Genomic DNA, 5,735 nt, shown 5'->3' on the forward strand with positions numbered 1-5,735 from the left:
GGCCTGCCACCCCACCGTCGCGTCGGATCGACCAGCAGCAGCACGAGCGCGAGGTGCAGATCGTCGAGCACTCGGAACAGGACATGCTTCGCTTGCGGGCCGTTCATGATGACCGAGGCTGCTGTCCAGCGCGCCGAGCGTTACAACGCCGCACTCAGGTAAAAGTCTGTCCGCCAGCGCTTCAACGGATACAAGCCGCGCGAAAAGTCTACGCGAAGCAACCCGTCGAGGACGCCGAACCCAACGCCGGCCCCACGCTGCGGCTGCACGGTTCCGAACGTCTTTCGGCTCCCCGCCATGCCTACGTCAAAGAATCCGACGGGCCGGACGACGCCCTGCTTCGTCCCCACTTCCGCACGCGCCATCCAGAACGCATCGCCGTCTTGCGTGCCGGGGATCTGCCCACGCACGGTCCGCACGCCGCCCAGAAACCAGCCGCGCTGCCGTGGGACATTGCCGATCGAACTGCCGATCGCGCCCGTCAACGCCGTCGCGAATCGCCCCACCGGACGCGCCGCCGTGGCCTCGACGGACGCGCGCGCATACTGGAAGGTCCCCGTGCCCGCTTCGCCGTTCAGCACGGTGGTGAGTCGCAGCCCCTGCGGACGCTCGAGCAGCACCCGCGTGTACGTCCCCGACACCCCGGTCACACTCATGCGATCCGCTTGGATGTTCCGACCGAATCGCCGATCGGCAATCAGCTTTGCCAGCGAGAAGGTGTTGACCACCGTGGAGTCGCCCGCCGTCCACTGCCGTTCGACGAACAGTTTGTACTCGAACGCGCCACGGCGCTGTTCGCGACGCTCACCGAGCTCGACGCCCATGGAGCGGTAGTAGAACCCTTCGTCGCGCCCATACAAGAGCGCCGGCAACGACGGACCGAGCGTGAGTCCCCCACCCCAGTCGGGGTTGACGGCCGCGAGGCGATGGTACGCGGTGGCCGTGACGGTCCGCGCGCCGTTGCTGCGCGCCAGCGACAGTTCGCCATTGGCGTGCAGATCGGCGTGTCCGATGCGCGCCACACCGGTGAGCGTGTACCCGGCCCCCAGCACTTGTGATACGTTCACGCCGGCCGAGAGCCCTTCCACCCGGTTGAAGCGCAGCAGGTCGGAACCGACCCGAATCGTGGGCCGCTGCGGCATCCATCCCGGCTGCAACGAGAGGTCGAGCGCCTCCAGCAGTGCGTCGCGGGCCTTGAGGTCGAAGAGCTCATCATCCGACGTGACCGCCGGTGGCAGCGCCGGCGAATTCACGAGCTTCGAGGCATCGCACGGCATGTCGTACGCCACCCGCAACGCGCCCTCGTAGCGGCGCTCCACGCGGGTATAGGTGGAATCCTGCGCGCACAGCCGACGTCGCAGGCGCTCGGTGGCCGACAGCTTCGCCGTATCGACTTCAGCGCTGCCGGTACCGCCCGACACCGCGCCACTCCCGATGTTGATCGATACCTCCCCGTTCCCCACCAGCACCGTAGTATCGCCAGCCGCGTCGGTGCCGGACGCCGAATCTGCGCCGGTGCGCGCGAGGCGCGCGGCCGGGATCGCCGCCAGCGAGAAGTCGCCGTTCACCTCGTCGTACGTGAATTTCTCATCGATGCTGAATGGCGTGCGGATGAAGCCGAGTTGCATCGAGGCCGTGGCGCTGTTGGCGCGCGGCAGCCAGAACTTGCCCTGATACAGGCCGTACTCCACCGTGATCGCATCGAGCTTGGCCTTGGCGGGACGGAACGTCGCCTTCACCCACGCCGGCGGTGCATCGTCTCCCCCCGTGCCGCTGGCCCGCGCCTGCACCGACGGCGCGCGCAGGATGGAATCTTTCACGTACATGTCACGCGGCATCCGCACCCGGGCGATCGAATCGCGCAGGCGATCGGCCTCGCGGCTCACCTGCTGGTCGGCCACGCTCTCGTCCGAGGCGACATCCCAGATCTCGAGGTCCACCGCCAACCGGTACGCCGCGCGCACGAGCTGCCCGCCGTCACGATCGAACCAGAACGAGCCCACGAACAACCGCCATTCCGGACGGCGCGCCGTGATGCGCAACTCACGCAGCTTGATCACCCGGCCGCCAGGGATCGTGATATCCACGGAGTCGCCGGTCGCGTACTTGTAGTACGTCTCCGCGCCGTTGGCGAGCGGATGAATCACCTCGCGTTCGTCGATGTCGCTCTTCACCACCCCGAAGTTGCTGCTCGGGAACCACAGCGACTCGCGCCCCGGGAAGTACGGAATGGACACGGCACTGCTGAAGTCCCCGCTCCCATTCCCCATCGGCACGGTCAGCCGGGACCCGATGGGGCGCACCCGGACGCCCACGTCACGACGCCACGCGATCTCGGCCACGTTGTCGCCGCGGAAGAGCAGCTTTTCCAGCCCCAGCCGCCTCGCCCCCATGCCCATCGAAATGCGCTGGGTGGCGGTGGCCTTGTAGGCCCGGAGCGCGCTGTCCTGCCGCACTCGCGCCTCGCGGGCCTTGAGGAGGATCTGCTTGGCCTCGGCGTCGCTGAAGGCCGAGGCGCTGGCCGAGTCGGCCCGCAGGCGTCGCACCACACTGTCGGGAGACAGTTGTCGGCGCGCCATGGCGCGGGCGTCGCGGGAGGTTTCCCGCGCGACGGCGCGTTCCGCGGCCGTGAGCGTGTCGCGCTTGACCGGTGCCGCGCGGCGCGCCTGCCCCGGGAGGGCATCGGGGCTCGCGACCGAGACCAGGCTCATGACGCCGACGAGGGCGACTGCACGGAGCGATTTCGAAGGACGCATGAACGGGGGAACAAGAAAAGGGAACGACCTGCGCTGTCGGGTGACCGTACGGGAGGGCCAACCGAGCGGTTTCCCGTCCCGAAACGTAGTTTCGTGGTTCGCCTGTGCTGCCCCGTTGGTGAGGGGGTGCCGGCGAGCCCCGTCCGAAAGTCGCCGACCACCCCAGGGAGTCCGCCGTGCATCCGACCCGCTTTCGCGAGTGCTTTCGCTCTACCCGTTCCGTTGTCCTCGGCCTGACGGCATTGGCCGCGGTGCCGTCGTCTGCGCCCGCGCTGCTGGCGCAGGGCGCGACCGTTCCGCCGGCCACCGCCCCCGCTGCCTCCGCCGACCCCCGCCTCGAGAAGCTCAAGGCCGAGGCGCTGCAGATGGTCGAGTCGCGCGCCAAGCAAGTCCAGGAAATCGTGGACATGCTCTTCTCGTTCCAGGAACTCGGCTTCCAGGAGTTCGAGTCGCAGCGCTACATCACCACGCTGCTGCAAAAGGAAGGGTTCACGATCGAGAAGGGCGTGGCGGGCATGCCCTCGTCCTGGACCGCCAAGTGGAGCTACGGCACCGGCAAGCCGGAGATTTCCCTCGGCTCCGATGTGGACGGCATCCCGCAGGCCAGCAACAAGCCGGGCGTGGGGTATCGCGACCCGATGGTGAGCGGCGGCCCGGGACATGGCGAAGGGCACAACGCCGGTCAGGCCGTGAACATCGTGGCGGCGATCGTGGTCAAGCAGCTCATGCAGCGCGACAAGATCAACGGCACGCTGCTGCTGTGGCCGGGCATTGCCGAGGAACAGATGGCGGGCAAGGCGTTCCTCGTGCGCTCAGGGCTGTTCAAGAACACCGACGTCACGCTGTTCACGCATGTCGGCAACGATCTCGGCGTGTCCTGGGGGGCCAGCGGCTCGAGTGCCCTGCTATCCGCCGAATTCCGTTTCCGTGGCTCCAGCGCCCACGCAGCCGGTGCGCCGTGGAGCGGCAAGAGCGCGCTCGACGCCGTGATGCTGATGGGTCAGGCATGGGAGTACAAGCGTGAACATCTGCGGCTGCAGCAGCGCTCGCACTACGTGATCAAGGACGGTGGCGATCAGCCGAACGTGGTGCCGAGCACGGCGAGCATCTGGTTCTACTTCCGCGAGCAGGACTATCCGCGCACGATGGCGCTGTTCGAGGTGGGCAAGAAGATCGCCGAAGGCGCGGCGATGATGACGGACACGAAGCTCGACACGATCGCGATTCTCGGCTCCGGATGGTCGGCACACTTCAGCAAGCCGATCGCCGAAGCGATGCACGCCAACGTGGTCGCGGTCGGCATGCCCAAGTGGGACGACAAAGACCAGACGCTGGCGAAGGGCATCCAGAAGGAACTAGGATCGCCGGACTTCGGCCTGTCGGAGCAGGTGAACAAGCAGCTGCGTGGCGCCGAAACGCCGCAGAACTGGATGGGTGGCGGTTCCGACGACATCGGTGACATCGCGTGGAACGTGCCCACGATCACGCTGCGCTTCCCGTCGAACATTCCGGGACTGCCGGGGCACAACTGGGCCAACGCGATCTCGATGGCGACGCCGATCGCGCACAAGGGCGCCCTGGCCGGTGCGAAGGTGCAGGCGCTCACGATGCTCGACATCTTCATGACGCCGAAGGTCGTGGCCGACGCGTGGGATTATTTCAAGAACGTGCAGACGAAGGACGTGAAGTACACGCCGTTCATCCGTCCACAGGACACACCGCCGACGTACCTGAACGCCGACATCATGGCGAAGTACAAGACGCAGCTGCAGAAGTTCTACTACGATCCGACGAAGTTCAAAACGTATCTCGAGCAGCTCGGCATCGAGTACCCGACGGTACGGGCGCAAGTTGCGCAGCCGAAGGGCGACGACGGGAAGGAAAAGCAGTAAGCACGCAGTAGTAGGAGGTAACGGCGAAGGGCGTGCGACGCTGAGTGAATCAGCGCCGCACGCCCTTTGTGTTGCCGCGAACTCTAGTGCTTGGCGGTCGCGGCCTTGAAGCGCGCCCGTATCTGCAGCAGTTCGTCGCTGTGCCCCACATTCTTCTTGGTCGCGTCTTCCAGCAGCTTCATGATGGCGATGTTGTCCTCGATCACCGTGGGCGTGCCATGCAGGTGCACACCAAAGCCGAAATGCTCGCCCGGCACCAGCACCATCTCGTTGTGCAACACGACGTCACTCGTATCGTCGGCGATGCGGACCGCCACGAACTTCTTGCCGGCCTTCTCCATGAACGAGATACGCAACCCGTCCACCCCTTCCGGCCACGGGGCGTAGTCGTGCGGCTGGCCATCACTGCCCTGAAAGGACGTCGTGGCGGAGGTCAGCTTCGGAAAGTTCGTTTCGAAGTTGCCGGCGTAGCGAAGGGCGTGTCGCATGGGTGAAGTCCTTGTGCGTGAATAGCGGGTGAAGCAGAGCGGTGTCTGCGAATATCGCACCGCCGGGGCGCGATGGCGAATCAGGAGGAGCGGGCCGCCCTTGCCGCTGCGAACTGGCGCGCCCGCATGATGCGCAGGTACAGGCCGCCCGAGAAGAAGACCAGAGCGCTGAGCCCGAGCAACTCTTCCCGTGCCAGGTTGGAGAGCACCCAGAGGCACACCGTGGCCCCCAGGATCGGTACGAGCGGCCCGCCGGGGATGACGAAGGGGGCGTCAGCGGCCTGTACGCCACGCTGCCGCAGGCGCAACACAGCCAGGCACACGAAGACGTCCACCAGCAACACCGACGAGGTGCCCAGGATGGCCAGCGATTTGAAGGCCCCGAGCACCGCCAGCGCGCAAGCGATCGCCGCGAACACCAGAATGGCCACGTACGGCGAGCCGGTGCGCGGATGGAGCCTCGCCAGCGGCGCGGGGAGCAATCCGTCCTTGGCGGCCGCATAAAGGCATCGCGGAGAGACCAGGAGGTCGCCGTTGATGGTGCCGAAGATCGAGAGCGAGACAGCGCCGAGCAGGAGAGAGCGCCCCCACGGGCCCAG

4 protein-coding genes are annotated in these 5,735 nt (G+C 66.6%); 1 reads left to right on the plus strand and 3 read right to left on the minus strand.

Features of this window, described 5'->3' with window-relative positions; translation table 11 throughout:
- Positions 1 to 140: 140 nt before the first annotated feature.
- Entirely contained in the window at positions 141 to 2,756 is a 2,616-nt protein-coding gene (locus tag ACIRA7_RS14345) for a hypothetical protein (RefSeq protein WP_396221533.1), read from the minus strand.
- Positions 2,757 to 2,932: 176 nt separating this feature from the next.
- On the opposite strand from ACIRA7_RS14345, the gene ACIRA7_RS14350 reads away from it, so the two are divergent.
- The gene (locus tag ACIRA7_RS14350; RefSeq protein ID WP_396221534.1) at positions 2,933 to 4,648 is read left to right on the plus strand and encodes a peptidase dimerization domain-containing protein; all 1,716 of its coding nucleotides are present in this window, start codon (positions 2,933 to 2,935) and stop codon (positions 4,646 to 4,648) included.
- An 83-nt stretch (positions 4,649 to 4,731) separates the two neighbouring features.
- Here the strand turns inward: ACIRA7_RS14350 and ACIRA7_RS14355 are convergent, their stop codons facing one another.
- Together ACIRA7_RS14355 and ACIRA7_RS14360 are read right to left on the minus strand one after the other, a co-directional pair.
- On the minus strand, positions 4,732 to 5,136 hold the full coding sequence (locus tag ACIRA7_RS14355) for a hypothetical protein (RefSeq protein WP_396221536.1): 405 nt from the start codon (positions 5,134 to 5,136) through the stop codon (positions 4,732 to 4,734).
- An 80-nt stretch (positions 5,137 to 5,216) separates the two neighbouring features.
- Positions 5,217 to 5,735 (minus strand): APC family permease (locus ACIRA7_RS14360; RefSeq protein WP_396221537.1); only part of this gene is annotated, 519 nt, incomplete at its 5' end.

Source organism: Gemmatimonas sp., assembly GCF_044376735.1.
Taxonomy (GTDB): domain Bacteria; phylum Gemmatimonadota; class Gemmatimonadetes; order Gemmatimonadales; family Gemmatimonadaceae; genus Gemmatimonas.

What these genes read in the sequence shown, in the direction of transcription:
- ACIRA7_RS14345 (WP_396221533.1), bottom strand. Translation starts at nt 2,756, where the DNA reads ATGCGTCCTTCGAAATCGCTCCGTGCAGTCGCCCTCGTCGGCGTCATG.
- ACIRA7_RS14355 (WP_396221536.1), bottom strand. Translation starts at nt 5,136, where the DNA reads ATGCGACACGCCCTTCGCTACGCCGGCAACTTCGAAACGAACTTTCCG.